Source organism: Paenibacillus sp. JNUCC 35 (assembly GCF_058269095.1).
Genome location: NZ_CM177771.1, coordinates 904,844 through 930,977 on the forward strand (window position 1 = coordinate 904,844; position 26,134 = coordinate 930,977).

The 26,134-nt window shown below is 55.8% G+C and carries 23 protein-coding genes; 20 read left to right on the forward strand and 3 right to left on the reverse strand.

Translation table 11 applies throughout. The annotated features are described in order from the left end of the window. Positions 1–18: 18 nt before the first annotated feature. The 17 genes from AC2TF6_RS04155 to AC2TF6_RS04235 all read left to right on the forward strand — a co-directional run bounded on the left by AC2TF6_RS04155 (position 19) and on the right by AC2TF6_RS04235 (position 17,031). Positions 19–1,341 carry a 6-phospho-beta-glucosidase gene (locus AC2TF6_RS04155; protein ID WP_491310024.1) on the forward strand — a complete coding sequence of 441 codons (1,323 nt, stop codon included), beginning with the start codon at positions 19–21 and terminating at the stop codon, positions 1,339–1,341. A 382-nt stretch (positions 1,342–1,723) separates the two neighbouring features. Next, positions 1,724–2,155 (forward strand): GNAT family N-acetyltransferase, encoded by a 432-nt coding sequence (locus AC2TF6_RS04160; RefSeq protein ID WP_016423621.1) that lies wholly within the window; start codon positions 1,724–1,726, stop codon positions 2,153–2,155. Positions 2,156–2,435: 280 nt separating this feature from the next. Continuing rightward, complete coding sequence (locus AC2TF6_RS04165) at positions 2,436–2,987, forward strand: DUF402 domain-containing protein (RefSeq protein WP_491310025.1); 552 nt, start codon at positions 2,436–2,438, stop codon at positions 2,985–2,987. Between the two features lies 1 nt (position 2,988). Then, positions 2,989–3,597 (forward strand): signal peptidase I, encoded by a 609-nt coding sequence (gene lepB, locus AC2TF6_RS04170; protein ID WP_491310026.1) that lies wholly within the window; start codon positions 2,989–2,991, stop codon positions 3,595–3,597. 146 nt (positions 3,598–3,743) lie between these two features. Then, positions 3,744–4,991, forward strand: a complete 1,248-nt coding sequence (gene queG, locus AC2TF6_RS04175) for a tRNA epoxyqueuosine(34) reductase QueG (protein WP_491310027.1) — start codon at positions 3,744–3,746, stop codon at positions 4,989–4,991. Positions 4,992–5,064: 73 nt separating this feature from the next. After that, the gene (locus AC2TF6_RS04180; protein WP_491310028.1) at positions 5,065–5,661 is read left to right on the forward strand and encodes a methylated-DNA--[protein]-cysteine S-methyltransferase; all 597 of its coding nucleotides are present in this window, start codon (positions 5,065–5,067) and stop codon (positions 5,659–5,661) included. After that, positions 5,658–6,689: an HD-GYP domain-containing protein gene (locus AC2TF6_RS04185; protein WP_491310029.1), complete on the forward strand. Its 1,032-nt coding sequence runs from the start codon at positions 5,658–5,660 to the stop codon at positions 6,687–6,689. The genes AC2TF6_RS04180 and AC2TF6_RS04185 overlap by 4 nt, the downstream gene beginning before the upstream one ends. A gap of 78 nt (positions 6,690–6,767) precedes the next feature. After that, positions 6,768–7,010 carry a YneF family protein gene (locus AC2TF6_RS04190; RefSeq protein WP_009676878.1) on the forward strand — a complete coding sequence of 81 codons (243 nt, stop codon included), beginning with the start codon at positions 6,768–6,770 and terminating at the stop codon, positions 7,008–7,010. Between the two features lie 93 nt (positions 7,011–7,103). Further along, positions 7,104–7,712: a TetR/AcrR family transcriptional regulator gene (locus AC2TF6_RS04195; RefSeq protein ID WP_370000524.1), complete on the forward strand. Its 609-nt coding sequence runs from the start codon at positions 7,104–7,106 to the stop codon at positions 7,710–7,712. Further along, positions 7,702–8,289: a GTP cyclohydrolase I FolE gene (gene folE, locus AC2TF6_RS04200; RefSeq protein ID WP_326055868.1), complete on the forward strand. Its 588-nt coding sequence runs from the start codon at positions 7,702–7,704 to the stop codon at positions 8,287–8,289. The genes AC2TF6_RS04195 and folE overlap by 11 nt, the downstream gene beginning before the upstream one ends. A gap of 332 nt (positions 8,290–8,621) precedes the next feature. Then, positions 8,622–9,728 carry a putative 2-aminoethylphosphonate ABC transporter substrate-binding protein gene (locus tag AC2TF6_RS04205; protein ID WP_491310030.1) on the forward strand — a complete coding sequence of 369 codons (1,107 nt, stop codon included), beginning with the start codon at positions 8,622–8,624 and terminating at the stop codon, positions 9,726–9,728. A 71-nt stretch (positions 9,729–9,799) separates the two neighbouring features. Then, positions 9,800–10,846: a putative 2-aminoethylphosphonate ABC transporter ATP-binding protein gene (locus AC2TF6_RS04210; protein WP_491310031.1), complete on the forward strand. Its 1,047-nt coding sequence runs from the start codon at positions 9,800–9,802 to the stop codon at positions 10,844–10,846. 18 nt (positions 10,847–10,864) lie between these two features. Beyond that, positions 10,865–12,625 (forward strand): putative 2-aminoethylphosphonate ABC transporter permease subunit, encoded by a 1,761-nt coding sequence (locus tag AC2TF6_RS04215; RefSeq protein WP_491310032.1) that lies wholly within the window; start codon positions 10,865–10,867, stop codon positions 12,623–12,625. Between the two features lie 128 nt (positions 12,626–12,753). Further along, positions 12,754–13,596 (forward strand): phosphonoacetaldehyde hydrolase, encoded by an 843-nt coding sequence (gene phnX / locus AC2TF6_RS04220; protein ID WP_491310033.1) that lies wholly within the window; start codon positions 12,754–12,756, stop codon positions 13,594–13,596. 43 nt (positions 13,597–13,639) lie between these two features. After that, positions 13,640–14,767 carry a 2-aminoethylphosphonate--pyruvate transaminase gene (gene phnW / locus AC2TF6_RS04225; RefSeq protein ID WP_491311589.1) on the forward strand — a complete coding sequence of 376 codons (1,128 nt, stop codon included), beginning with the start codon at positions 13,640–13,642 and terminating at the stop codon, positions 14,765–14,767. Positions 14,768–14,834: 67 nt separating this feature from the next. Further along, positions 14,835–16,019, forward strand: coding sequence for a saccharopine dehydrogenase family protein (locus tag AC2TF6_RS04230; RefSeq protein ID WP_491310034.1), 1,185 nt, complete (start codon positions 14,835–14,837; stop codon positions 16,017–16,019). 226 nt (positions 16,020–16,245) lie between these two features. Next, complete coding sequence (locus tag AC2TF6_RS04235; protein ID WP_491310035.1) at positions 16,246–17,031, forward strand: DeoR/GlpR family DNA-binding transcription regulator; 786 nt, start codon at positions 16,246–16,248, stop codon at positions 17,029–17,031. 267 nt (positions 17,032–17,298) lie between these two features. Here AC2TF6_RS04235 and AC2TF6_RS04240 read toward each other — a convergent pair whose 3' ends face one another. Then, positions 17,299–19,095: a Fe-Mn family superoxide dismutase gene (locus AC2TF6_RS04240; RefSeq protein WP_491310036.1), complete on the reverse strand. Its 1,797-nt coding sequence runs from the start codon at positions 19,093–19,095 to the stop codon at positions 17,299–17,301. A 68-nt stretch (positions 19,096–19,163) separates the two neighbouring features. After that, the gene (locus tag AC2TF6_RS04245) at positions 19,164–20,177 is read right to left on the reverse strand and encodes an alpha/beta hydrolase (RefSeq protein ID WP_491310037.1); all 1,014 of its coding nucleotides are present in this window, start codon (positions 20,175–20,177) and stop codon (positions 19,164–19,166) included. Between the two features lie 297 nt (positions 20,178–20,474). Between AC2TF6_RS04245 and AC2TF6_RS04250 the strand changes: the two genes are divergently transcribed. From AC2TF6_RS04250 to AC2TF6_RS04260, 3 genes are all read left to right on the forward strand, one after another. Beyond that, a complete protein-coding gene (locus tag AC2TF6_RS04250; RefSeq protein ID WP_009676919.1) occupies positions 20,475–21,215 on the forward strand; it encodes an IclR family transcriptional regulator in 741 nt (246 codons plus the stop codon). A gap of 487 nt (positions 21,216–21,702) precedes the next feature. Further along, the gene (locus AC2TF6_RS04255) at positions 21,703–22,638 is read left to right on the forward strand and encodes a cation diffusion facilitator family transporter (RefSeq protein ID WP_491310038.1); all 936 of its coding nucleotides are present in this window, start codon (positions 21,703–21,705) and stop codon (positions 22,636–22,638) included. Between the two features lie 267 nt (positions 22,639–22,905). Beyond that, a complete protein-coding gene (locus AC2TF6_RS04260; protein WP_491310039.1) occupies positions 22,906–23,106 on the forward strand; it encodes a DUF1272 domain-containing protein in 201 nt (66 codons plus the stop codon). Positions 23,107–23,313: 207 nt separating this feature from the next. Here the strand turns inward: AC2TF6_RS04260 and acnA are convergent, their stop codons facing one another. Beyond that, positions 23,314–26,022, reverse strand: coding sequence for an aconitate hydratase AcnA (gene acnA / locus AC2TF6_RS04265; protein ID WP_491310040.1), 2,709 nt, complete (start codon positions 26,020–26,022; stop codon positions 23,314–23,316). Positions 26,023–26,134: the final 112 nt, after the last annotated feature.

Below are 26,134 nucleotides of genomic sequence, written 5' to 3' on the forward strand. Positions count from 1 at the left end.
AATCGGGGAGTGAGAGAGATGGACAAAAGCTTGAAAATCGTCGTCATCGGTGGAGGTTCCTCTTATACACCGGAAATCGTAGAAGGATTTATTCTGAATTACGACAAGCTGCCGATTCGCGAAATTTGGCTCGTCGACATTCCGCAGGGCGAATGGAAGCTGAACATCGTGGGGAGCCTGGCGAAGCGCATGGTCGAGAAATCCGGCCTGCCGATCCAGGTTCATCTGACGCTGGACCGCCGGGAAGCTCTGCCGGGCGCAGACTTCGTCTCGACGCAAATGCGTGTCGGCATGCTGGAAGCCCGCGCCTGGGATGAGTCCATCCCGCTGAAATACGGCGTCATCGGCCAGGAAACGACGGGACCTGGAGGCATGATGAAGGCGTTCCGGACGATACCGGTTCTGCTCGACATCTGCCGCGATATGGAAGAGCTGTGCCCGGACGCTTGGCTGCTCAACTTTACGAATCCGGCCGGCATGGTAACGGAAGCTATCTCCAAGCACAGCTCCATCAAATCGATCGGCCTGTGCAACGCTCCGATCGGCATGCACAAATGGCTGATGAAAGAATACGACGTTCCGGCGTCGAGCATTTATACCGAGTTTGTCGGTCTTAATCACCTTCACTGGATCACGCAGATCACCGTGGACGGGGAGTCGAAGCTGGAAGAACTCGTCGGCAGCGGCAGCGGATATTCCGCCAAGAACGTGCCCCAAATGGAATGGAACGCAAGCTTTATCCGCGGTCTGGGCGCGGTGCCCTCCTACTATCTCAAGTATTTCTACCTGAAGGATGAAATGCTGGAGGAACAGATTGAGGCATCGAAGAAGGACGGCACGCGCGCCGAGGTCGTCAAACGGGTCGAAGACGAGCTTTTCGAGCTCTATAAGGACCCGGATCTGGCGGAGAAGCCGAAGCAGCTGGAGAAGCGCGGCGGAGCTTACTATTCCGAAGCGGCGGTTAACCTGATGTGCTCCCTTTATAACGACTCAAGGGATATTCAGACCTTGAACGTGCGCAACGACGGCATTCTGGATTTCCTTCCGAACGAGTCGAGTATCGAGGTGAACTGTGTCGTGACCCGGCAGGGACCGATCCCGCTTTCGGTAACACGCGTGCCGGAGGCTGTCAAAGGCCTGATCCATGCCGTGAAAACGTATGAAATCCTCGCGATCGAGGCGGCCGTTACGGGAGACAGAAGCATCGCCCTCCAGGCACTTGCTCATCATCCGCTTATTTCCTCGGTCAATACGGCCGAAAAAATGCTGGACGAAATGCTGGAGCAGAACCGCGCATATCTGCCTAATTTCTTTCCCGCTGCCGAACATTCGAACGTTTAACGGTTTACGGCCCTAATCATTATCGACAAAAGAAAAATCGACAATCGAAGAGACGATTTAGTTGTTGGAATAGAACGAAAGACAGCCGGGATTACCCGGCTGTTTTTTTTTGTGCCCGGAAGTCGACCTTCCAAAAGATTCAAATGAGGAAGAACCCGAAAACGGCTTCTTCTGGGTCCGTAATCCTATGAAACTGCTGGAAGAAGAAGGACATTTTAGGCGAAAAAAAGCACAAAAAGTCATGTAAACGCTTCCTATTAAGCGCTTTCAAGAGATTTATTAAGAAAAGCTAGTGTTTTTTGAAAAAAAGGGAGGATTTTCGGCGTTTTTTGTCGTAAAATTATTTTTACACCGAAAAATTGATATTGTGGGAGTGGACCTCATGCGTGTTCGTTCTTTTCGATTGTCTGATTACAGCTCGATCTCCGGTTTGCTTCAGGAAGCGCTCAGCGATCCTTGTTACAAGGAAACGATGCAGGCGTTTGCCAAGCAGCTGTCGTGGGACGGCGAATTAGTGTTGGTTGCGGAAGAGCAGGATGAGCTGGTTGGTATGGTAATCGGGACCATCGATGATAACAAAGGGTACTATTACCGCCTGGCAGTTGCACCCGGGCATCGTCGCAAGGGAATCGGCAAGGCTTTGATTGAAGGAATGAAGCAGCGTTTTATGCAGCGTAAGGTTAAACGCATTCTTGTCACAGTCGATCATCACAATGAATTGGTGCTGCCTGTTTATGAGTCGGCGGGATACAATCACTCCGATTTTACGAGAACGGCAAACCGGCTCAGCATTGTAAAGAAAGCAAGCATGTAGGGGTCAATTATAGTATAATGAAGGCATATCTTTTTGTCGCTGGCGGACAGGCTCCGCTCCCGGGAGGAAGGTATGCTTTTATTGTAACCACTTCTTTTATGCCGGGAAGAACGGGCTCCGTAGGGAGCTTTTTTAGTCGCTGCGTATTTGTTTTTCTACGCGGGTTCCGGTCGTTTCGTTTCAACCTGATCGAATTTCAAATTAACCGACAATAACAATGAAGTCATGAGCATAAGCTGCATTAGCCGGATGAGACGGTTTATATAGAGGGGCAATTTCAATGGAATCTTTCGAGCATTTTGTCATTAAGAGCTTTAAGCACGACGGTCATCTGCACCGGATGTGGCTGGAGAACTGGAAAGTGCCCCAGCACGAGCTCCATCCCGAACATCAGAGAGAAAACATGAACGTGTTTATCAACAACCAGACGAAAATCCAGGAAGCGGACGGGAAGGAATGGACAAGCCGGATTCCGGGCGTCTCTTTTTTTATACCGGGGGAATGGTACAATATCGTCGCTCTTCTCGAAGAGGGGGGCGTGCGCTACTACTGCAACGTAGCCTCTCCGTTTTACCGGGCGGGCAACGTCATCACCTACATCGACTACGATCTGGATGTGATCCGGATGGCCGGAGGCGACGTTCATGTCGTGGACCGGGAGGAATACGAGCAGCATAAGGCGCTGTACCGGTATCCTCCGCTGGTCGAGTCGAAAGTAAAGGCGGGGCTGGACACCCTGCTGAAGCGAATCGGCAAACAGGGCGCCCCGTTCGGGGACGAAAGCGTCCGCCGATACTATCAGTTGTGGAAGGACAGGGAAACGGAGGCGTGAGGTGACGGATTCCGGGCGGGAACCCCGGTCTTCTTCCGCGCCCGCACCGGAGACGGGCGGAGTGCAGGGAGGCGGCCGCATTTCCGGGAAAAGAAACTGGAGCAGGCTGGGAACTTTCGTTGTCATTATACTGGCTGCTGCCGTTATTCAGCGGTACGGGTTCAACATTTCCGCCGTCCGCGGAATATCGATGGAGCCGACCCTGCATGAAGGGCAGCGGCTTTTTGTGAATAAAACGGCTGCTTGGACCGGGAGTTTCAGCCGGGGAGACGTCGTAGTCCTGAAAGAACCGGATGGGACGGGCACGGAGAAGACCCACCCCTATCTGGTCAAAAGGATCGTGGCTGCGGCCGGTGACCGGCTTGAAATTACGGACGGCCGGGTATTTGTAAACGGGGAAGAACTGAAGGAGCCCTATACGGACGAAAGGATCGGGGACGGCGATTACGGTCCTTTTACCGTAGGAAAAGGTTATTGTTTCGTCATGGGCGATAACCGGCGCAGCGGAGCGAGCCTGGACAGCCGGAGTTTCGGTCCGGCAGCCGTTAGTTTGCTGGTCGGTCGGGCAGAATGGATAGTATGGCCGCCAGACGCTCTGAAAGGTCTCTAGGGAGGCTTTAGGGTCACGAATAAGACCTGAGAAGCAGCTGGCACTTAAAGGGCGCAAACGCAGGAAGAGAGGCCCCGGTTACGCCGTCCGTTAGCAGAGACGACTTGGACGGTTCAACTCAGATGATACGGAAGGAGGGATAGAGCATGCGGATCACACTTGCGGATGCTTCCGAAAGGGAACTGCTCCTGCTTAAGCAGGAAATCATCCAGGCGGCGCCGTCGCTCGGAATCGATAAAATCGGATTCGCTTCGGCGGAGCCTTTTCACGATTTGAAGGATATTCTTCTTCGGCACCGCGAGAAGGGTTACGAATCCGGCTTCGAAGAGCCGGATATCGATAAGCGCGTTAACCCGGACCGCAGCTTCGAAGGGGTCAAATCCATCATCGCTATCGCGGTCGCCTATCCCTCCAAGCTGGTTAACCCTCCACGCTCGGAAGCGGGAGCGTACCGGGGGATGCTGGCCCGGGCCGCCTGGGGCGACGATTACCACCTTGTCCTGCGGGAGCGGCTGAAGCGCCTGGGCGCGTTTCTGGAAGCGCGCGTCGAAGGGGTCCGGTTTATGGACATGGTCGACACCGGAGCTCTCGTGGACCGCGCCGTGGCCGAGCGTGCGGGAATCGGCTGGGTCGGCAAAAACTGCGCCGTCATAACCCCCGAGTGGGGTTCCTGGGTTTACCTCGGCGAATTGCTTACAAATCTTCCTTTCCCCGCCGATACTCCTATTATGGACCAGTGCGGGGAATGCCGGATTTGCATCGACGCCTGCCCGACGGGAGCGCTTGTCGGGCCCGGGCAGCTGAACTCCAGCCGGTGCATCTCCTTCATCACGCAGACGAAGGGGACGATTCCGGACGAGTTCAAGGAGAAGATCGGGAACCGGCTGTACGGATGCGATACGTGCCAGATCGTCTGCCCGGTGAACAAGGGCAAGAACTGGACGCATCACGAGGATCTCCAGCCGGATCACGAGGTCGTGAAGCCGCTGCTGATCCCGCTTCTCACCATGGGCAACCGGGAATTCAAGGAGCGCTTCGGAAGAAGCTCGGCGGCCTGGAGGGGGCGCAAGCCCATCCAGCGCAATGCGGTGCTCGCGCTGGGCAATTTCAAGGACCGGTCGGCCGTTCCGGTGCTCGCATCCCTGCTCAAGGACGATCCGCGTCCGGAGCTTCGGGCCACGGCGGCCTGGTCGCTCGGCAAGATCGGAGGCGAGGCGGCGCTGGAAGCCGTGCTCCGGGCGCAGCGCAGCGAACGCGACGAAGCGGTGCTTGCCGAGCTGGACAATGCGGCGCGGAAGCTCGGCGGGCTTTCGCCAAGCGGCGGCGATCCGGCCGCGCCAGAAGCCGGCGGGCCGCAGGCGGACGGCGCCGGAACGGCACCCGCTGCGGAGTAGCCGCCGTGCGTTAAGCCCGGGGCGTGCTGCCGGAAGCGCCGACAGCCAACTACCACAAGCGGAGGGATGCGTAATGGACGACAGCGGCAGAGGAACGGTCACGACGGCAGGGGAATCTGTCTATATAGAAACCGATACGCTGGATTCTCCAATCGGCCCTATGCTTCTCGCCAGGACGGAGACGGGACTCTGCGCGATCGAATTCGGGAGCGGGCCGGAAGCGTTCCGCAAGCTGGAGCAATGGACGGACCGCTGGATTCCGGGCGGCACCCTTGTTCCGAGTCCCGGAGGACTCCGGGAAATCAGAGAACAGCTTGAAGAGTATTTCAGCGGACAGAGACGCTCGTTCGACCTCGCATTCGATCTGCGGGGGACGGAGTTTCAGCTCCGGGTCTGGAAGGCGCTGCTGTCCGTTCCGTACGGAGCTACCGCTTCTTATAAAGACATCGCCGCCGCCATCGGATCGCCTCAGGCGGTCAGGGCGGTCGGCGGGGCCAATAACCGCAATCCGGTCCCGATCGTCATCCCGTGCCACCGCATTATAGGCGCAGGCGGGCAGCTGGTAGGATACGGGGGCGGACTTCCCGTCAAGACGGCCCTGCTTGAGCTAGAGGGCTGGTCGCCGGCGGATGTCCGGCATACATCGAAGAATCGGGAGTGGAAAGCATGAAATATGTTCCTATTGATTCCATAGAACCGGGACAATATCTGGGAAAGACGATTTTTACGGCGTCCGGGGCGGTTATGCTGGCCGAGGGGGTTCAGCTTACCGTTTATATGATTAATACGCTGAGACGCATCGGGGTTTCCATGCTCTATATCCAGGATCAGGAGACGGACGATATCGAAATTCCCGAAGTCGTCAGCGAGGAAACGAAGCGGATCGTCATCCGGCAGATGCTGGACACCTTCGATTCCATCCGGTCCGGTAAAGACTTCAATACACGCCACATGAGCAAAAACGTGGATACGCTGCTGGACGAAATTTTAAAAAACAAGGACGTTCTGATCCAGCTGACGGATATCCGTACGAAAGACAATGACATGTACCTGCATGCCCTTAACGTCTGCATGATTTCCATACTGATCGGGATCAATATGAATTTGAATCCGCAGCAGCTGAAAGAGCTGGCTATCGGCGCGTTGCTTCACGACGTAGGCAAGCTGGACCGGATTACGGACGACGAAGCCAAGGACGACCGGCTTCATCATACGTGGAGAGGCTTCGAGCTGCTTAAAGCCAAGCGGGAATACAGCCTGCTTATCTCGCATGTCGCGTTCCAGCACCACGAAACGCCCGACGGGCTCGGCAAGCCGCGCAGACTCCTGGGAGAACAGATTCATCTGTACGCGAAGATCGTCAGTGCGGCCGATACCTATGACAATCTCCTTCAAGGCAGCGGCCTGGACGCGGGGCTGCTCCCCCATGTGGCGATCGAGCACATGATGGCTATGGCGGGTACGAAGCTGGACAGGGACATCCTGATTCACTTCCTGCGCACCGTATCGGTCTATCCGACGGGGATTTCCGTCCGTCTGTCCACTCGTGAAACGGGTGTCGTGGTCGGCCAGCACCGGGGCTTGCCGGGCCGTCCGGTGGTCCGCATCATCAAACAGGGCGGCGGCAAAGAGTACGATGTGAAGGAAATGGATCTGGCGAAACACACCACGCTTTTTATCGAACACGTGTTGGCCTGAGAAGCTTGGATTTTCGGCTTTATAATGCTATGATGAGTTTGACTGAAAACAATTTTTGAACGCAGGGGGAAAAGCAGGATGTGGCAAATTATCATTCCGATTCTGACCTTGATAGCGGGACTGGTCGGAGGCTTTTTTATCGGAGTGTTCTATCTCCGTAAGCAGCTCGAATCGATGCAGAACAATCCGGAAATGATCCAGAAGATGGCTAAGCAGATGGGCTACAACATGAACAAGCAGCAAATGAACAAAGTGCAGACCATGATGAAGAACCAGAACCTGACCAGCAAAAAGCCGAATAAAAATGCAAGATCCAAATAAAAAATCCGCATGAAAGCGGCCGGGAATCCTGTTTCACAGGCTGCTCGGCCCTTTGAGTAGAACGGACCAGTATTATCCAGAGGTGGTTGGCTTATGCCCAGCAACAAAGACAAGATTATCGCTGCTGCCATGGAACTTTTTCACGAACAAGGCTTTCAGGCTACGGGTCTGGAAGAAATTCTCTCCCGGTGCGGCGTGGTGAAAAGCAACTTTTACTACCATTTTAAGAGTAAGGAAGAGCTCGGCCGGCAAGTCATTCAGCAGAAGATCGCGCTGATGGAGGAGCAGATATTCGGGCCGTCGCTGGGCAACCGGGCGCTCGGGCCGAAAGAGAGGCTGGGACGGCTGTTCCGCCTCATGCAGGTCTCGGCGGAAGAGCATGATTGCCGCAGGGGATGCTACATCGGCAACCTGGTTCTTGAATTGGGGGACCGGTACGAAGAACTGCGCCGTTTGCTGGTGGATTTTCTCGAAGACATAGAGAATAGAATCGAAGCCTGCCTGCAGGAAGGGGCAGCTAATCAAGAGATCAACCTTCATGGCATGAAAGCCAGGGAAACGGCCGTTGCGCTGACCGCATTGCTGCAGGGCGGCATGCTTCTCGGCAAAGCGCACCGCAGCAGTTTCGCGCTGCAGTACGGCGGCAAGCTGGTGAAACATATCATAGGGAACGGATCGGAAGGAGAGCAACATGCCGGCTAAAGAATACAAAAACACGAAAGTCGCGGATAACCGCGAACAGATTGAAGGGCATATCCGGGAAATACTTCGTCTGATCGGAGAGAACCCGGAACGCGAGGGGCTGCTGGATACTCCGGCGCGTGTAACCCGGATGTACGAGGAGATCTTCGCCGGATATGAGGCGGATTTTCGCGACGTACTCGGCGTAACCTTCGATGAGCAGCACGAGGAACTCGTCATCATCAAAGATATCGTCTATTACAGCCAGTGCGAGCATCATATGGCGCCGTTTTTCGGCAAAATCCACGTGGGCTACATTCCGAGCGGAAAGATAGCGGGCCTCAGCAAATTCGCCCGTCTGGTTGAAGCCATCACGCGCAAATTGCAGGTGCAGGAGCGCATTACTTCCCAGATCGCCAACACGCTCGATGAGGTGCTGGAGCCGCACGGCGTTATGGTCGTCGTGGAAGGCGAGCATCTGTGCATGTGCTCCCGCGGCGTGAAGAAGCCCGGCAGCAAAACCGTCACGTCGGCCGTACGCGGCTCGTTCCGGACGGATTCCGCTTTGCGGGCGGAGTTTTTATCGCTGATTAAGTAGTTGGCGGAAAAATGCGAGCGAACCTGCCGGACCGCTGCGGGAAAGTCAGGCGAACGTCTGATCCAAGCAATCGCAGGCAAAACAAAGTAAATAAGAATTTCGGCCCAACCGAAATTCAAATAGCAAGAAGGACAGTCTTAAAAAGGCTGTCCTTTTTTGTTATGTGCACAGTCCTAAATACAACTAAAAACAACAAAATAAAATTAAACACACAATCTTTACTTGTATTTAATCATGAGTTTACAAAACTTCTTTACCATAACAACTGTAAGAGAAATGAATCCAAACGCAGCTTATTCCATTTTACAAATTCGAGAGGATGAACGACGGTCATGAAAAAAACAGCTTCACTTTGCCTGACTCTTCTTATGGCGATTTCCCTGCTGGCAGGCTGCGGTAAAAGCGGCAGCGAAGCGGGCGCCGCGACCAAACCCCCGGAAAAGGCAGGCAGCAGCGAGGGCTCTTCCCAATCGGGCGCTCTGAAAGGCGACCTGACGGTGTACACCGCACTGGAAGACGACCAGATTAAAGCTTACCTCGAATCGTTCAAAAAAACGAACCCGGATGTAAAGGTAAATATCGTCCGGGATTCGACGGGCATTATCACGGCCAAGCTGCTGGCCGAGAAGGATAACCCGCAAGCGGACGTCGTCTGGGGCGTAGCGGCGACAAGCCTGCTTGTGCTCGATCAGAACGGCATGGTGGAGGGCTACTCGCCCAAAGGGATCGAACGTGTCTCCCCGATGTTCAAGAGCACCGGTACTCCGGCGAAATGGGTGGGTATCGACGCGTGGGAAACGGCTTTTATCGTCAACACGAAGGAACTCGAGAAAAAGAAGCTTCCGGTTCCGAAGACTTACCAGGATCTAATCAAGCCCGAATACAAAGGCATGATCGTGATGCCTAACCCGGCTTCCTCGGGAACGGGGTTTTTCGATGTAACGGGCTGGCAGCAGCTCTACGGCAAAGGTCCTTCCTGGGAGTTCATGGACAAGCTTCATGACAATATCGCCGTCTACACGCACTCCGGTTCCAAACCGGCCAAGATGGCGGCTGCCGGAGAATACCCGATCGGCATCTCGTTCGGTTACCGGGGCATTCAGGAGAAGAAGAAAGGCGCGCCGGTTGAGGTTGTTTTCCCGCAGGAAGGCTCCGGCTGGGATGTGGAAGCGAACGCCTTGATGAAGAAAGCGGCGATCAAGCCCGAAGCGAAGGCGTTCCTGGACTGGGCGATCGGCGACGAGGCGATGAAAGCCTACAACAAGAACTATGCAATCATCAGTGTGAACGACGGTTCCGGCACGATACCGGAAGGCTACTCCAAAGATCCGCTCAGCCAGCTCATCAAATACGACCTGAACGATGCGGCGAAGAATAGAGACAGTATTTTGAAAGAGTGGGAAAAACGCTATAACGCCAAGAGCGAGCCCAAATCCTAAAATAAAGCGGTAATCCCGCTTGCGGCAACAAGCCAGAACCGTTAAGCCGGCAGCCGGAAGGAGAGGAACACATGAATCAGGCACACTTATCGATCCGGGGGATCCGCAAGACATTCGGTTCTTTCACGGCCTTGGACAGCATTCACCTGGATGTCCGCAAAAATGAATTCGTCTGCCTGCTCGGCCCCAGCGGCTGCGGCAAAACGACGCTGCTCCGCATCATTGCCGGGCTGGAGCACCCGGACACGGGCACGGTATCGGCAGGAGGAAAAGACATCACCGCTCTTCCTCCGGCTCAACGGAATTTCGGCATGATGTTCCAGTCCTATGCCTTGTTCCCGAACATGACGGCAGCGCAGAACATCGCGTTCGGCCTGAAGAGCAGGAAGCTCGGCAAACTCGATATCGCCGAGAAGGTGAGAGAATCGCTGGACTTGGTGGACCTCTGGGAGATGAGGGATAAGTACCCGTCCCAGCTCTCGGGAGGCCAGCAGCAGCGTATCGCGTTGGCGCGCGCCGTCGCGCTGTCCCCGGACTTCCTGCTGCTGGATGAGCCGCTGTCGGCGCTGGACGCCAAGGTGCGGCATAAGCTGCGCGGAGAAATCCGAGCGCTGCAGGAGAAGATCGGCGTCACGACCATCATGGTGACGCACGACCAGGAGGAGGCGCTGACGATGGCGGACCGCATTGTGGTAATGAACAATGCGGAGGTCGCACAGATCGGCACGCCGAGAGAGGTTTACGAACGGCCGGCTTCGCCGTTCGTAGCCGATTTCATCGGCGCGATCAACTTCCTGGACGGAGCCGAGCTCCAGGGAAGGGGCTTGCGCGGCGCCGGCGGCATGATGGCGGTCCGGCCCGAGCACATCGGCGCCGAAGAGCCCGGTTCGCGCGGCGGTATACCGGCCATCGTCCGCGGCATCGAATTCCGCGGACCTTTCTATCACGTCATGCTGGACGTACTGGGCAGCGGCGGGGAGCCGCTGGGACGCCCGATGACGATTCACGTGTCTGCCCAGCATTATCAGCAGTTGGGCCTCGAGAAGAATAAGAAGCTGTCGCTCCGCCTGCCGGAAGAACGGCTGATCGCGTTCGAGCCCCAGGCCGCAGCGAAGTAAGAGAAAGGAGTCCTTGTCATGATGATCGTACGCAGGGTGCAGGGCGCCGCCAGAGACCTTCGCTCCAGTCTTACGGGAACGGGAGGGAGGATCAGGCGCCGGCACGGCAAAGAGGAGCGGATACAGCAGGCTCTGATCGCCCTCATGATCGCGGTGCTGGCCGTTACGGTGCTGCTGCCCCTGATCGGGTTGTTTTCCAAAGCGTTTTACGATAAAACGGGGCAGTTCGCGGGTCTGGAAAACTTTGTCGTGTATTTCACGACACCGGCCCTTCTCCGTTCGCTCCTTCATACCTTGAACGTGTCTTTACTCACTACAGTCATCTCAGTCGGTCTCGCGTTCTTGTATGCGTATGCGTTGACCCGCACGGATATCAAAGGAAGGACGCTTTTCCGCTATATCGCGCTGCTTCCGCTTTTTGCCCCGACGATGATGCACGGCATCGGCCTTATTTATTTGTTCGGCAACCAGGGGCTGGTGACGACCGGTTTGTTCGGTCTTCTGCCCGCCGGTCTGGATATCGGCCTGTACGGCCCGGTCGGAATCGTACTGGCGGAAGTGGCGTACACCTTTCCCCAGGCGATGATGATCATGCTCGTGTCGCTGGCTGTCACCGACAACCGGCTGTACGAAGCGGCCGAAACGCTTGGGGCGGGGAAGTGGAGAACCTTTCTGAGCGTGACGCTGCCCAGCGTGAAATACGGCGTCATCAGCGCTCTGTTCGTCTGCTTTACGATGAGCTTTACGGATTTCGGCGCCCCGAAAATCGTTGGGGGCAATTACAATGTGCTTGCAACGGATATTTACAAGCAGGTGATCGGCCAGCAGAACATGACGATGGGCGCGGCCGTAGGCATCCTGCTTACACTGCCGGCTATTCTGGCTTTTGCGGTGGACCGTTTCGTGGAACGCAGGCAGAAGGCGCTCGTTTCGTCCAAATCGGTTCCCTATCGGATTCAGAAAGGAAGCTGGCGCAACGCCGTGTTTTACATGATTTGCAGCTTGATCGGGGGTGCCATCCTGCTCCTGCTCGGCGCCGTAATTTTCGCTTCCGTGATTAAGGTGTGGCCCTATGATTTATCGTTTACGTGGAATCATTTCGATTTCACATCCGTGGCCGGCGAAGGGCTGGCTCCTTTCTGGAACAGCATGCAGGCGGCTCTCTATACCGCTTTGATCGGTACGGCGCTTACATTCATTTTCGCTTATCTAATTGAAAAAGTGCGCCACTGGCACGCTCTGCGGCAGTTTGCTTATTTCCTGTCGATTCTGCCGCTCGCGCTGCCGGGAATGGTGATCGGGCTTGCTTTTATCTTCTTCTTCAACCGGCCGGACAATCCGCTGAGCGGGATTTACGGCACCATCTGGATCGTCGTTCTGGCCAACATCGTGCATTTCTACGCCGTCCCTTTTATTACGGCGACAGCCGCACTCAAGAAGCTGGACAAAGAATTCGAGACGGTTTCGGAATCGATGCGGGTCCCGTTCTACCGGACATTCGCACGGGTCACGGTCCCCATGTCCCTGCCGGCTGTTCTGGAAATGTTCGTTTATTACTTTGTGAATTCCATGGTAACCGTGTCGGCAGTCGTGTTTCTGTACTCCGCCGATTTCAAGCTGGCTTCGGTAGCCATTGTCAATATGGACGATGCGGGGGATACCGCCCCGGCCGCCGCTATGTCCGTCCTTATTCTGCTGACCAACATTGTCGTGAGGATCGGCTATGAGCAGCTTACGAAAGTGATGAGAAATCGGGCTTCCGCCTGGCAGCGGAAATAATTTTTTTAACAGACTTGACCGTTAACACGCTCTACTATAAACGTCCTTACTTCTTATTTCATCAAACCGAAAGCGGAGCCGGATAGGCGGATGAGCCGCCACGGCCCGTTACCAGGAGGAGACTTGACATGATCAAAGCCGTCATTATGGACTGGGCAGGCACGACTGTAGATTACGGCTGCTTTGCTCCCTTGAACGTTTTTATAGAAATATTCCGCCGCAAAGGCATTGAAATTACGCAGGAGGAGGCGCGGGAGCCGATGGGGCTTCTGAAGTGGGATCACATCCGTGAAATTACGAAAATGCCTCGCGTGGCCGACCTTTGGGAACAAAAATTCGGCAGCCGGCCGGACGACCGCGACGTGGATGCCCTGTATGCGGATTTCGAGCCGCTCTTGTTCGCCTCGCTGTGCAATCACTGCGAACCCGTTCCTGGCGCGGTGGATCTGATGAGAAGGCTGCGCGAACGCGGGATCAAGATCGGGTCGACCACCGGCTATACCGAAGAAATGATGGACATCGTTGTGGAGGAGGCCGGCAAAAGAGGCTACCGTCCCGATGTGCTCGTGACGCCTACGGAAATGCCTGCGGGCCGTCCGTATCCCTGGATGATCTACGAGAACTGCATCCGTCTCGGCGTTTACCCGCTGCATCATGTCGTGAAAGTCGGAGATACCTTGAGCGACATCCGGGAAGGTCTGAATGCAGGCGTCTGGACGGTCGGGGTTGTGCTCGGCAGCAGCGAGCTCGGAATGAGCGAAGCGGAGGTATCCGCCTGCCCGCCGGAAGAATTGAAGCGCAGATGCGAGGAAGTGCGCGGGAGATTTTATGAAGCCGGAGCCCACTATGTGATTGAATCCGTCGGTAAGCTGGATGCGGTGCTGGAACTAATTGAGGCGAGTCTGAAAGCCGGTGCGGTCGCCCCTGCGGGCACGGCTGTATCTGCGCCGGAAGGTGTACGGCATGCATAAGGGGGAAGCGGAAATGGTACAGACGGACACCATGTACTCGGCGATGCCGGACAACGAATACCTGCTGCTGACGCCGGGGCCGTTGACGACGACGAAACGCGTCAAAGCGGCCATGCTGCGGGACTGGTGTACCTGGGACCGGGATTATAACGGACTGGTCCAGGATATACGCGCCCGCCTCGTCGCTTTGGGTGCAGGACGTGCGGAAGGCTACACCTGCGTGCTGATGCAGGGCAGCGGAACGTTCTGCGTGGAGTCCGTCATCGGCTCCGTTATCCCGCAGGGAGGCAAGCTGGCCGTGCTGACGAACGGGGCTTACGGCGACCGTATCGCCCAGATGGCACGCGTACTCGGCATCGAGATGGCCGTTCTCGATTCGGGAGAGCTCAGCCCGGTCAATCCCGGCGAGCTGGAGGAACTGCTTCGGCGGGATGAGGCGATTACCCACGTGGCGGTCGTTCATTCGGAAACGACGACGGGCATGCTGAATCCGATAGCCGAAGTAGGCGCCGCAGCCAAGAAATACGGCAAAACCTTTATCGTCGATGCCATGAGCTCTTTCGGCGGCATTGAAATGGACATGAGCGAGCTCAATATCGACTTCCTGATCAGCAGTGCCAACAAGTGCGTTCAGGGCGTTCCGGGCTTCGGCTTCGTGCTGGCCCGCACGGAGGAACTGAAGCGCTGCGAAGGGCAGGCAAGGTCCCTGTCGCTGGATCTGTATGACCAGTGGAACACGATGGAACGCCAGTCGGGCAAGTGGAGATTTACATCTCCCACGCACGTGGTCAGAGCTTTTCACGAAGCGCTGAAAGAGCTGGAGGACGAGGGCGGCATCCAGGCCCGCTGCGAACGTTACACCGAGAACCAGCGCACGCTGGCCGAAGGGATGGAAGCGATCGGGTTCCGGCCGCTGCTGGACCCGTCCGTGCAGTCTCCTTTTATTACTTCTTTTTACTATCCCGATTCAGCGGACTTCACGTTCCTTGCCTTTTACGAGGAATTGAAAAAGAACGGGTTCGTCATTTATCCCGGTAAAATATCCACCGCCCAGACTTTCCGAATCGGATCGATCGGCGATATTCATCCGGCCGATATGCGGCGGCTTGTACGCACAATAGCGGACGTCACAGGGGGCACTGCGGTAACGGCGGCTCCAGCCCGGAACTGAGGCGGGAGAGCGCGGGATTTAAAGCGAACGAGACAAGCGGAATGATCACTTGCGGGGAGGATTCGTCATGAAAGTATTTTGTCTGGGCGGAGCGGGCCGGATTTGCAGGGAAGCGATCCTGGATCTTGTCCAGTATTCCGTTTTCGAGCAAATTACGGTCGCCGATTTTAACGAAGAGGAAGGACGCAAGGTCGTGCGGGAGCTGAACGATCCGCGTGTGGATTTCATAAAAGTGAACGTCTATGACAAAGAAACGACCGTCGCGCAGATGCGGGGCTACGATATCGTCATGGACGGTACGGCGATCACGCTCAACGGCTTGTCAACGGCGTGCATAGCGGAAGCGGGCTGCCACGGCATCAACCTGAACGGCTTCGGGGACGAAGACGCTTCGGCGGCTCTGTTCGAGCGGTACGGCAAAACCTGCGTACCCGGCTTCGGCATGACCCCGGGCGTCACCCAGATGATGGCGATGCACGCCGCTTCGCAGCTCGATACGGTGGATACCGTCCGCGTCAGCCACGGGTCTTACCGGCCGATCGCTTTTTCGAGGTCCATTACGGAAACGACGACCTATGAGTACGATCCGAACCTTCCGGGCCGGGTCGTGTACGAAAACGGGCAATTCATCCAGGTGCCGCCGTTTGCGCGTCCCCGTGAAATCCGGCTCCCCGAGCCTTACGGCACGTCGGTTCAATATATCATCCCGCATGCCGAAACAAAAACGCTGGCAAAGGCTCTGGCGAAGAAAGAAGTCCGTCTGATCGAAGTCCGCGGTACTTGGCCGCAGCCGAATATGAGACTCGTCCAGGCTCTTTATGAGTACGGGTTTATGCGCAATGACAGGATACGGGTCAACGGCGCGGAAATCGGCATCATGGACTGCATCAGCGAATATTTGTACCACTCCCGCGAAGGTTCGGAGACGGAGCTGTACGGTTACGCGCTGCATATCGAAGTCATCGGCGTTAAAAACGGCGTGCCGATGCGGCTGACGCTTACGCATACGCATCCGGTCTCCGACGGCTCCGTGCCGGGCTGGGAAGGGCTTCGCGCCTACACCCGCAATGTGGGCATCCCGATGGCCATTGCGGCCGTCATGATCGCGGAAGGCCGGGTCAACGGCGCGGGCATCCTGACGCCGGAAGAAGCTTTCGAGCCGCAGGCGGTCTTCGCCGAGCTGGAGAAGCGGGGCATCCGCATTCATCAGGACACGGAAGTGTTGATGGAACGGGAGCCGGTCCAGGCATGAGCGCATCGATATCTTTCCACTTCGTTCTGCTCGGCTGCGCAGTTGATTTTGCACGAAGGCACAGAATAAAACACGAACGGCCGATCATCAAGCGGCTGACCGTATTGATTGATCCGTCCGGAATTCATCATGGGTGCCGTATCCATAAAAGGCTGTCGCCCTTCCGCAAGGTTGGGTATAATGAATCCGGAAACTATCACAGAACCGAAAGAACGGAGGCGGGCATGTGTCTCTAGTAGGGGAAGAACGCAAGGAACACATCCTCCACTTGCTCAATCTTCACAATAAAGTCCGGACACACGAACTGGTGGAGCATTTCGAAGTTTCCTCGGAAACGATCCGGCGCTATCTGGAGGAGCTGGAGCAGGAAAACAAGCTCAAGCGCGTGTACGGCGGAGCGGTCAAGTTTGACTTGATGAGGGAAGAACCTTCTCCCTTTAACCGGGAAGTCACGAAAGCGGAGGAGAAGAAGCGAATCGGCCGGGCGGCGGCCGCGATGGTCCGGGACAACGACGTGATCGTCATCGACGACGGAACGACGACCCTGCAGATGATCAATTATTTGGCGAATACGCGGAATCTGACCGTTCTGACGCCGTCGGTGCCCGCCTTGTCTCTGCTTATCGAATACAAGAACAAAGAAATGTTCTCCGGGGACATTTATTTTATCGGGGGCAAAATCAATGCGAAGCATTACCGTGCATCCGGATCGGTAGCCGAGAGTATGATGGAATCCTTCTACGTGGACAAAGCGTTCGTGGCCGTCGACGGGCTTCACCCGCAAAGCGGGTTAACGAGCTACGATGCCGAGCGGGGGCTTCTCGTCCGGAAGTTTATGGAACATGCGGCCCAGACAGTCGCGCTGATGGATCATACGAAGAACGGCAAGACGCACTTCTACAAAATTTCGGATCTGAAAGAAATCCACACGGTTATTTGCGATACGGAGCATCCACCCGAGTGGAACGGGGATTTCGAGGCGATAGACACGAAGTGGATTGTGGCGGAATAACCCGCCAGGACGGCGCGCGGTGTTAGGCGTCGCATGACGGGGGTCAACTACATGCAGGAATAAGGGAAGCTGGCTCTGTAAGCCGTCCCCCTTCTCAAGAAGGTCTTGTCCCAAAAAGTGTTCGCACGGTAGGGCGGTATCTCCAATGGAAAACGAAAAGATCTCAAACCCACCGCAAGGTGGAGATGAGATCTTTTTTTATAGAAACATTTGATTGAAGTGGGGCGCGTAAAATCAAAATTGACTTTGTAACGGCCCCTTCGCCGCTTAATAGGGAAGCCAGGTGAGCTTGCTGGCGGGCTCGAATCGTTCATTGACATGATCCCAGTTGACGACTTTCCACCAGTCTTCGATGTATTTGGCCCTGTTGCTTTTATGTTTGAGGTAATAAGCGTGTTCCCACACGTCAAGCACCAGCAAAGGAATAACGTCCCATTGGGACAGGTTCTGGTGTTTTTCCGCCTGCAAAATTTCAAGCCGGTGACTGCGCGGGCTCCAGACCAGAATAGCCCATCCGCCGCCCTCCACTTTCTTGGCGGCTTCGGTGAACTGCTTCTTGAACCGGTCGAAGCTGCCGAACGATCTGTTGATTTCAGCGGCAATGGGACCGTAGGCTTTCCCGCCGCCGTTCGGTTTCATGATGTTCCAGAAAATCGTGTGCAGGTAATGGCCCGCGCCGTTGAAAGCCAGCTCCCGCTCCCAATGCTTGACGAGATCGAAGTCTCCGCTGTCGCGGGCTTTCGCCAGCATCTGCTCAGCTTTGTTGAGATCATCGACATAGGCTTTGTGATGCTTGTCGTGATGCTCGCGCATGGTCGCCTCGTCGATATGAGGCTCCAGAGCGTTGTAAGCGTACGGCAGGGGAGGAAGCTTGTGCCCGCCTATCGGCACGGGCTTGTAGGGCGACAGAGCCGGAACGGTCTGCCCCTGCCCCGACGTATATGCCGGAGGCGGCGCTGCACCGCTCTGCGCCGCCATATCGCTTAGGGGCGGACGATCGCCTTCCGTGCGCGTGTCCCAGGGGCCTTCCGGCCCGACAGGTCCGATCCCCGCGCCGGGATAAGCGGACGGTCCCGGCGTGTAGCTCGCCGGAGGACCGGGCACCCCGACGCCGAAGCCGGGAGGCACGCCCGTTCCGGGTGTGGGGCCCACGCCCGGCGGGACGGGGAAGCCCGGGCTGCCGGATGAGTAGCCCGGAGGGGTATACCCGGGGTATCCGACGGGATCGGGGCCGTCCGAATCGTGGCCGGGGACGGGCACGCTGTAGATCCCGTACGGTCCCGGGCCGGTCCCGGGACCGGCTCCTCCGCCCGCCTTCCCCGCCGTGCTGACGCCTTCCAGCGAGCTGCCGGCTCCGCCGATGGAGGTACCGGGCAAGTCATGGCCGTCCGGGTTGTTCTCGGACCTGCCGAAGCCCGCCCCGGGCAAGATTACGCCGCCCGGCCCGTAATAGCCGGGAGCGCCCCATGCCCCGGGCGCTCCCCACGCTCCGGGAGCGCCGCCCGGACTCCCGGGCGCCCCGAAAGCGCCCGGACCGTCCCCGGCTTGGCCCGCGTAGCCGCCAAGGCCCGAATGAGCGCCCGGCGGCCATTGGCCCGGTACGCCGAAGCCCCAGCTCCCCGTACCGTAGGGGCTGCCCTTCTGGGCGGTTTCAAGGCCTTTGAGCGTGCCGAGGAAATACTCCGACTCGCGGATAATATGCTCGATGACCGTTTTGACAACGGGATTCGAGCTGACGGGTTTGCTTTCTTTTTCTACAATCTGCAAAAATTCGATGAATTGAACCGATTGTTTGGTGGAGACATCAATGAGCTGCCGCAACTGCTGCTGAAGGAAGGGATCGGTGGGATTTTGGGTGCGGATCGCCCATTCTACCCATTGTACGGCTGCCGCCTCCGTCTTGGCGAAAACTTCCTCCCACTCCTTGAGCGCCTGCACATAGGCGGGCTCCAGCGCAGGGACCAGTTCGCGGATAACGACGGTATGTTCCTTCTCCTGGGTTTTCCAGAAACGGATTTCTTCTAAAATTCTAAGCGGCATCAAGCTGCCGTAGACCGAAAGCATTAGGACTAACCTCCCCGGAATCAACGTTATTCCTATCTTTATTCAAGGGAGGGATTGGCCTATTCTACTTACATTTCAACAAAACCCGATTCCGAAAGCTGGGGGCGGGAGATTGTTTTCAGGAACCCGAAGGTGCGGGTGATATATTCGTCGGGTTTCGCCGAGTAGATCAGTTCGTGTTTGCCGGTCGGAAGCACCCAGTAGTTGCTGAACACGTTGTGCTGATTTTTATAGACCTGTTCGGCAATTTCATGCGGGGCCCGTTCATCTTCATCGCCGTGAATGAAATAAATCGGCATCGGATATTCATGAGTAGTGACGGCCTGATACGGAATCTGATTCATGTTAACCCCGTTAAGAAGCGGGAAAAATACACGGACAAGAGGGAGCGAAGGGAATTTAGGAATATTTACATACTGTTTCATATTATGATAAAGCGTGTCGGGATTGAGCAGGAATGTACTGTCCAGAATCATGCCGTCGATATCTTTGGTCTGCAGGGCGGCCTGGAGGGCTGTGCCCGCTCCCATGGAGAAGCCCCATACATAGACGCGCTCGGAGCCTTTTCCTTTAATATAATTAACGGCTCCAAGAAGCTCTTTGGATTCCTGGATACCGGCCGTAACGATCCGGTCGTTTTCGGGATGGACGTAGCCGTAATCGAACATCAGCACGTTGTATCCGCTGTCATGAAGCTTTTTGGCAAGAGAATAGATGGGGACCCACAGTTCTTCGCGGTTGCCGCCGTACCCATGCGAGAAAATGACCGTCTGGGAGGAAGCTTGTGCCGTCGGAATATACCAACCGCTAAGCGTGCTGCTGCCGTTCGAGCTGGGAAACGTAACGTTCTGGTAAGGCAGACCGACCGCTTTCGCAGGGTTCGAGCTTAACGGCGCAATGGTAGGCCGAGCCAGCGTCCAGGCGATAAAACCGTGGAAGCCGAGGATCAGACTGGAACATAGCACGAAGAAGCAGAGAAGAGAAAGCAGGACAGCCTTCTTGCGTCGCGAAAACGATTTAACCGGAATATGATCCAGCGGTGCGGGTTGAAGGGGAGTCGAGTTAACGGGATGCATGCTCATATAGGTTCCCTCCTTTGGAGAATGGGTCTTTGTAGGAGAATTTAGTTAGTAGGAACCTGAATAATTAGAAGGTTTATAATTAACTAAATATTCTGAAAAGGACCTCGTGGTACTCTTATATTATGTCAACTTACACACTTCGTCAATATGTGCAACACAATGTTAATTGTCTTGTAATCTCGCTGTAATACAAGGCTTTCGGGCGGTTTTTTCCTTTGCCTTTCGGGGGTACATCAAGTATAATAAAAGAAACAGAGTTTCACTATGTGAAACAAAAATAGGCGGTGGTGAAACCCGATGGAGGAAGCAAAATCGACCGTCCGCGCCGTGGAACGGGCACTGGATGTACTCCTGTGTTATACCGACGCAACCGAACTGACGTTAACGGAGATTTCATCCAAAGTCTCTTTGCATAAAAGCACGGTTTACCGTCTCCTTGCGTCCCTGGAGGCGAAGGGATTCCTTGTGAGGGAGTCCGACGGAGACAAATACAGGCTCGGCTTCAGCATCTGGGAACTTGCCGCGCATATGTCCCAGAGCGACGACCCCGGCATGATCCTGCTGCCGGAGATGGAACGCTTGCGCGATCAGGTGAACGAGACGATCTCGCTGTACGTGCGAGACGGCCGGGAACGCGTACGTGTCCAGGCCGTGCAGAGCAACCACGCGATCCGGCGGGTCGCGCCGATCGGTGCGAGAATGCCCCTGTTTGTCGGGGCATCGAGCAAGATCCTTCTCGCCTTCGGCGAGGCGGAGGTGCAGGAACAGGCGATGCTGGAGGCCGAGCTTGCGGGCATCCTGCGGGAACCGTTCCTGCAGCAGCTTCACGAGACGCGGAAGGCGGGCTACGCCACCAGCGTCGAGGAGCGCGAACCGGGAGCGGCGGCGCTTGCCGCTCCGGTGTTTAACCGCGCGGGCAAGCTCGTGGCCGCGCTGGCGGTGTCGGGGCCGTCCAACCGGCTCACGCTGGAAGCCATGCTGGAGCAGGCTCCAGTCGTGATGGAGGCGGCCCGGCGGATGGGCACCATGCTGAGATAGCGCGGCATGGGGGTTGTGCGGGCATAGGAAACAAGATGGCCGCAGAGGGACTGCGGGAGAAGCACCGGAGGGAATGCCGGAGAACGGCCGGGACAACCGCAGAACAACCGCAGAACAACCGAAGAACAACCGAAGAACAACCGAAGAACAACCGAAGAACAACCGAAGAACAACCGGGAGACTACCGAAAAACAGCCGGACAACCGACTGCCGGAGGCGTTTATCAGCCGGAAGGCCCCTGTCCGGGATCTGGAGTTAGGCCCGCGGTCGGCCTGTTGTTTCAAACCATCCGCGGAAGCGTATCAATAGATAAGGCCAGCTGAGCCCTCGTCAGCTGGCTTTCGCTTGCCCGTGCGGGAAAGGGGAGGGAAAGCATCCTTTCCGCGCGGCCGTTTTCCCCAGTATTCGATTGAGGAATACGCAGGAAGGCATTTTTTTCCACCATGGGGGCAATACTAGATCGGAACATACGGAAGGGGACGGGTTGATGGAACAGCGCAAGTCGATGATTGCGATCTGGATCAGCCTGATTAGCAATGTCGTCCTAACGGGCATCAAGCTGGTCGTCGGCTGGTTGTTCGGCAGCCAGGTTCTGATTGCAGACGGAATACATAATGCCGGAGACGTGATTGCCACGGCAACGGCTTACAGCTCCATGCGGATTTCCAACCGCCCGGCCGACCACGATCATCCTTACGGGCACGGCAAAGCGGAGGTGCTCGGCTCGGGGGCCGTCGCGCTTCTGCTGGGCGCCGCGGCAATCTATATGGGGTATCATGCGGTTATGGCGCTGTTAGAGCCGCCCGGCGAAGCTCATGTCCTCGCTCTGGTCGCGGCGGTTATTTCCCTGGTCTGGAAGCAATGGCTGTACGTATATACGATGAGGCTGGGCAGGGCCGCGAACAGCAAAGGCCTTATTGCCACGGCTTACGATCATCTGGCTGACGTTTATGCTTCTATTGCGGCATCTGCAGGGATCGCACTGGCCCTGGCCGGGGATTACCTTGATATTCCTTTCTTGGCCTACGGGGATCCGGCAGCCGGAATTATCGTCTCTTTTCTCGTCATCAAGCTCGCTTATACGATGGGGACGGAAGCGGTCAATATTCTGATGGAAACGAACGTTGAAGACGCCAAGCTGCAGCAGTATAAAGAGATCATTGAGTCGTTCCCCGACGTCAAACGCATCGACCGGCTGCGTGCCCGCGAACACGGCCATTACATACTCGTTGATGCGCGGATCGGTATTATGGGTACGTTAACGATTCAGCAGGGGCATGATATCGGGCGCAGCATCAAGGAAGCGATCCGGGCCAAGCATCCCGAAGTGGACGAGGTGCTTGTGCATCTGAATCCTTGGTACCCGGATGAGGAACATAACCCGGATGCCGGCCGGGATCACTCATTCAAAAGCAGCAGCTAACCCGGTTAACGGAAAAAAGTGAAAAGCAACGAAGACGGCATTCCTGCGGAAGGAAGGGCCGTCTTTTTTTATGCCATACAAAGCGGGTTTTATGAACGCCATAGCCTGATTTTAAAATTTAAGTTTTGCACAGCCTTTTACTAAAATTTATAGGATCGCTGCACCCCTAAAGGTTTAGAAGATGTCTGTATGCGGCGGCTTTTCTTTTATACACTGAAGTTAGATCAAAGCATCGAGGATCGAATTTCGTGTTAAGGGGATATGGGTATGGGTCTTGCCATGAAAACGGATTGCCAGATTTGCGGGCACACGCTTGACGCTCAGTCGGAAGCTTACATTTGCGTGCATGAATGCACATTCTGTAAAAATTGCACGGAAGAGAGAGGTCACATCTGCCCTAACTGTTCGGGAGAATTGGTGCGAAGACCGCGTACGCCGTTAACTGCAGCAGCTTGTCCGCTGGGCTAAGAAGAACGAGAAGGGAAGCGCAAGAGGTAGCTCATGTCCTTGATTGTTAAGGACAGAAGAGGGTCTCAGGAAGCATAAAGTTGAGGGCATGCCCCTCTTTTTAGTGCCGTTCGAACTCAGAGGAATGAGGACCGCAGCATTTCTAACGCAAAAAAAGAGAGCCCTAGGGCTCTCTTTTTTGTTTACTGGTTCATTAAGCGTTGGTTTTTAGTACATCATTTGACGGAGTACGGTTTGCAGGATACCGCCGTTACGGTAGTAATCCACGTCCACCATGCTGTCCAGACGGACGATAGCTTTGAATTCGAACGACGTGCCGTCTTCACGGGTAGCCGTTACGGTTACTTGCTCGCCTGGCTGTACATCGTTGGACAATCCGGAAATTTCGATTGTTTCGCGACCGGTCAGACCAAGCGTTTTCCATCCTTGACCTTCAAGGAATTGAAGCGGAAGCACGCCCATACCTACCAGGTTGCTGCGGTGAATACGCTCGAAGCTCTCTGCGATAACGGCTTTGACGCCCAGCAGAAGCGTACCTTTGGCCGCCCAGTCACGGGAGCTTCCGGTTCCGTATTCTTTACCCGCGATAACGACGAGGGAAGTATTTTTATCCTGATAGTTCATCGAAGCATCGTAAATCGACATCACTTCGCCTGTCGGCAGGTAAGTCGTTACGCCGCCCTCGGTGCCCGGAGCCACTTGGTTACGGATGCGGATGTTCGCGAACGTACCGCGCATCATGACTTCGTGGTTACCGCGGCGGGAACCGTAGGAGTTAAAGTCTTTTTTGTCCACGCCATGCTCGATCAGGTATTTGCCCGCAGGGCTGTCTGCCTTGATGTTACCGGCAGGAGAGATGTGGTCCGTCGTAACGGAGTCGGCAAGAAGCGCAAGCGTTTTGGCGCCGCGGACGTCTTTGATGTCGTCCAGGGACTGGCCAAGGTTTTGGAAGAACGGAGGCTCTTGAATGTAAGTGGAGTTTTTGTCCCACTCGTACAGTTCGCCTTCCGGTACCGCGATTTGGTTCCAGCGCTCGTTGGCACGGAACACGTCTTTATATTTCTCGCGGAAAGCTTCGGCCGTAACGGCTGTTGCAACAGCTTCCTCGATTTCTTTGTTGCTCGGCCAGATGTCTTTCAGGTAGACAGGCTCGTTGTTCGTGCCGTAGCCGATCGGATCTTTCGTCAGGTCGATGTTCACGTTGCCTGCCAGCGCGTAAGCGACAACCAGCGGCGGGGAAGCGAGGTAGTTCGCTTTAACCTGCGCGTGAACGCGACCTTCGAAGTTACGGTTACCGGACAGAACGGCAGCGACCGTCATGTCGTTGTCGGCAACGGCTTGGCTCACTTCGTCCGGAAGCGGACCGGAGTTACCGATACAAGTTGCGCAGCCGTAACCCGCCACGAAGAAGCCAAGATCTTCAAGCGGTTTAAGCAGGTTGGCTTTCTCCAGATAGTCGGTAACGACCAGGGAACCCGGAGTCAGGGAAGTTTTCACGTAAGCCGGCGTTTTCAGGCCGCGCTCGACGGCTTTCTTCGCGAGAAGGCCCGCACCGAGCATAACATTCGGGTTGGATGTATTTGTACAGCTCGTGATCGCTGCAATTACAACGGCGCCCGTGCTCATTTTGGCTGTTCTGCCGTCCGCGTATTTCACTTCGACTTCTTCGGCGATTTTCTCGTCGGACAGGCCGTATCCGCCTTTGTCTACAGGCGTACGCAGGATGTCGTTGAAAGATTCTTTCATCGCCGTCAGCTCGACGCGGTCTTGAGGACGTTTAGGACCTGCAAGGCTCGGTACGACGGTGGACAAGTCGATTTCGATTACATCGGAGTAGATCGGATCTTCCGAGTCTTTCGTGCGGAACATGCCTTGCGCTTTATAGTAAGCTTCAACGAGAGCGATCTGCTCTTCGCTGCGGCCTGTGTTTCTAAGGTATTCCAGCGTGCTGTTGTCAACCGGGAAGAAACCTACGGTTGCGCCGTACTCAGGAGCCATGTTGGCAACCGTTGCACGGTCGGACAGGACGAGGTCTTCAAGGCCGGGACCGAAGAACTCGACAAATTTACCGACAACGCCCTTCTTGCGAAGCGTTTGAGTGACAGTGAGGGCAAGGTCAGTCGCCGTTGCGCCTTCGGCAAGACGGCCGGTCAGTTTGAAGCCGATAACTTCAGGCGTTACGAAGTAAAGCGGCTGTCCGAGCATACCGGCTTCGGCTTCGATACCGCCAACGCCCCAGCCTACGATACCGAGACCGTTGATCATGGTGGTGTGGGAGTCGGTACCTACCAGGGAGTCCGGATATACGGTCGTTTCACCGTCTACGGTTTTGGTAGCCGCTACGGAAGCGAGATACTCCAGGTTTACCTGGTGAACGATACCGGTCGCCGGAGGTACGGCACGGAAGTTATCGAATGCGGTTTGCGCCCAGCGCAGGAAGCGGTAGCGCTCTTCGTTACGCTCGAATTCAAGCTCCATGTTGGTTTCAAGCGCCATACCGTTACCGAAAGCGTCGACCATAACGGAGTGGTCGATTACGAGGTCAACCGGTACGAGCGGGTTAATGCGTTTAGGGTCTCCGCCTGCGCGTGCAACGGTGTCTCTCATTGCCGCGAGGTCAACTACGACCGGTACGCCTGTAAAGTCCTGCAGGACGATACGGGCAGGAATGAAAGGAATTTCTTTATTGTGGTCGGCGTTCTCGTCGCCCCAAGTTGCGATTTGCTTCACGTGTTCGTCCGTGATGGCGCGGCCGTCGTATTGGCGGATCGCGGCTTCAAGCAGAACTTTAATGGAGAAAGGCAGTTTGGAAATTCCGGCGAACTGCTGCTGAAGATCCTGCAGGCTGTAGTAGTGGTAAGATTTACCGCCTACCGTCAGCTGCTTGCGTACGTTAAAAGCGTCTTTTTGCGGCATTGCAAAGCCTCCCTTATGATCTTTGAAATGGCGAATTGAAATTTGTCCGTGTCTTACGTTTGGTTGGTTGGTGGTGTTTCATCTGATGAAACTCAATTTCATATTTCGCTAT

Coding starts and splice junctions, on each gene's coding strand:
- AC2TF6_RS04185 (WP_491310029.1), top strand. CDS start 5,658: ATGAAATATGTTCCTATTGATTCCATAGAACCGGGACAATATCTGGGA.
- AC2TF6_RS04190 (WP_009676878.1), top strand. CDS start 6,768: ATGTGGCAAATTATCATTCCGATTCTGACCTTGATAGCGGGACTGGTC.
- AC2TF6_RS04155 (WP_491310024.1), top strand. CDS start 19: ATGGACAAAAGCTTGAAAATCGTCGTCATCGGTGGAGGTTCCTCTTAT.
- AC2TF6_RS04215 (WP_491310032.1), top strand. CDS start 10,865: ATGATGATCGTACGCAGGGTGCAGGGCGCCGCCAGAGACCTTCGCTCC.
- AC2TF6_RS04205 (WP_491310030.1), top strand. CDS start 8,622: ATGAAAAAAACAGCTTCACTTTGCCTGACTCTTCTTATGGCGATTTCC.
- AC2TF6_RS04255 (WP_491310038.1), top strand. CDS start 21,703: ATGGAACAGCGCAAGTCGATGATTGCGATCTGGATCAGCCTGATTAGC.
- phnX (WP_491310033.1), top strand. CDS start 12,754: ATGATCAAAGCCGTCATTATGGACTGGGCAGGCACGACTGTAGATTAC.
- AC2TF6_RS04210 (WP_491310031.1), top strand. CDS start 9,800: ATGAATCAGGCACACTTATCGATCCGGGGGATCCGCAAGACATTCGGT.
- phnW (WP_491311589.1), top strand. CDS start 13,640: ATGCCGGACAACGAATACCTGCTGCTGACGCCGGGGCCGTTGACGACG.
- AC2TF6_RS04230 (WP_491310034.1), top strand. CDS start 14,835: ATGAAAGTATTTTGTCTGGGCGGAGCGGGCCGGATTTGCAGGGAAGCG.
- AC2TF6_RS04180 (WP_491310028.1), top strand. CDS start 5,065: ATGGACGACAGCGGCAGAGGAACGGTCACGACGGCAGGGGAATCTGTC.
- folE (WP_326055868.1), top strand. CDS start 7,702: ATGCCGGCTAAAGAATACAAAAACACGAAAGTCGCGGATAACCGCGAA.
- acnA (WP_491310040.1), bottom strand. CDS start 26,022: ATGCCGCAAAAAGACGCTTTTAACGTACGCAAGCAGCTGACGGTAGGC.
- AC2TF6_RS04165 (WP_491310025.1), top strand. CDS start 2,436: ATGGAATCTTTCGAGCATTTTGTCATTAAGAGCTTTAAGCACGACGGT.
- queG (WP_491310027.1), top strand. CDS start 3,744: ATGCGGATCACACTTGCGGATGCTTCCGAAAGGGAACTGCTCCTGCTT.
- AC2TF6_RS04195 (WP_370000524.1), top strand. CDS start 7,104: ATGCCCAGCAACAAAGACAAGATTATCGCTGCTGCCATGGAACTTTTT.
- AC2TF6_RS04240 (WP_491310036.1), bottom strand. CDS start 19,095: ATGCTTTCGGTCTACGGCAGCTTGATGCCGCTTAGAATTTTAGAAGAA.
- AC2TF6_RS04160 (WP_016423621.1), top strand. CDS start 1,724: ATGCGTGTTCGTTCTTTTCGATTGTCTGATTACAGCTCGATCTCCGGT.
- AC2TF6_RS04260 (WP_491310039.1), top strand. CDS start 22,906: ATGGGTCTTGCCATGAAAACGGATTGCCAGATTTGCGGGCACACGCTT.
- AC2TF6_RS04245 (WP_491310037.1), bottom strand. CDS start 20,177: ATGAGCATGCATCCCGTTAACTCGACTCCCCTTCAACCCGCACCGCTG.
- AC2TF6_RS04250 (WP_009676919.1), top strand. CDS start 20,475: ATGGAGGAAGCAAAATCGACCGTCCGCGCCGTGGAACGGGCACTGGAT.